Source organism: Candidatus Protofrankia californiensis (assembly GCF_900634765.1).
Classification (GTDB): domain Bacteria; phylum Actinomycetota; class Actinomycetes; order Frankiales; family Frankiaceae; genus Protofrankia; species Protofrankia californiensis.
In genome coordinates this window covers 35,946-36,778 of the sequence record NZ_CAAAFT010000496.1, presented here as the reverse complement: position 1 = coordinate 36,778, position 833 = coordinate 35,946, and the positions used below count along the sequence as shown (strand labels likewise).

1 pseudogene is annotated in these 833 nt (G+C 71.3%); it reads left to right on the top strand.

Annotated features, from left to right (window positions below):
- A pseudogene (locus tag DD1DGNOD_RS26105) lies at nt 1–833 on the top strand (MFS transporter); the annotation flags it as partial.

Below are 833 nucleotides of genomic sequence, written 5' to 3'. Positions count from 1 at the left end.
GTCCTGCTCATCGCGGCCGGCCATACCGGCGTCGACTTCTACGCGACTGCGCTCGCGGTGGTCAGCGTCAACCGTTTCGTGCTCGCGGCACTGTCCGCGGGGCTGCCCGTCGTCGTCCCCACCGGGAAGCTGGTCACGGCGAACGCCCTGTCGGTGACGTCCGGGACGGTCATGACGCTGGTCGGCGCCGGGATCGGTAGTGGCATACGCGGGCTGATCGGCGGTGACGACGCGGGTGTCGCTCTGGTGGCCGCGCTCGCCGGTCTGGTCTACCTGGCCGCGGCGGGCACCGCGGGCCGCGCCGGCCGGTACGAGTTCGGACCGCTGCACTCCGCACCCGGGCAGGGCGTACTGCGCGAGGCCCGGCAGGTGGTCGTGGAGCTGGCGGCCGGCGCCGACCACCTGTGGCAGCGGCGCCCGGCCCGGTACGCGCTCGCCGCGCTGACCGGCTCGCGGGCGGCGTACGGTCTGACGACGGTGATGGCCGTCCTGCTCTACCGCAACTACTTCACGGGCGCGGACGGCGGCCTCGGTGGCCTTGCGCTGCTGGTGGCGGCCAGCGGGGTGGGCACGGTCGCGGCCGCGTTCGTCACCCCGAGGGTGACCCGGCGGATCAGCAAGCAGACCTGGATCAGCCTCGTGTTACTCGCCGCCGGGATCATCGAGATTGCCCTGTGCCTTCCGTTCTCGTCGCCACTGCTGATCGTGGGCTCGATTCCGATCGGCTTCGCCGCCCAGGCGAGCAAGATCTGCGTGGACACGATCGTGCAGGAACAGACCGAGGACGCCTATCGGGGCCGCGCCTTCTCCCTCTACGACCTGTTGTTCAACGT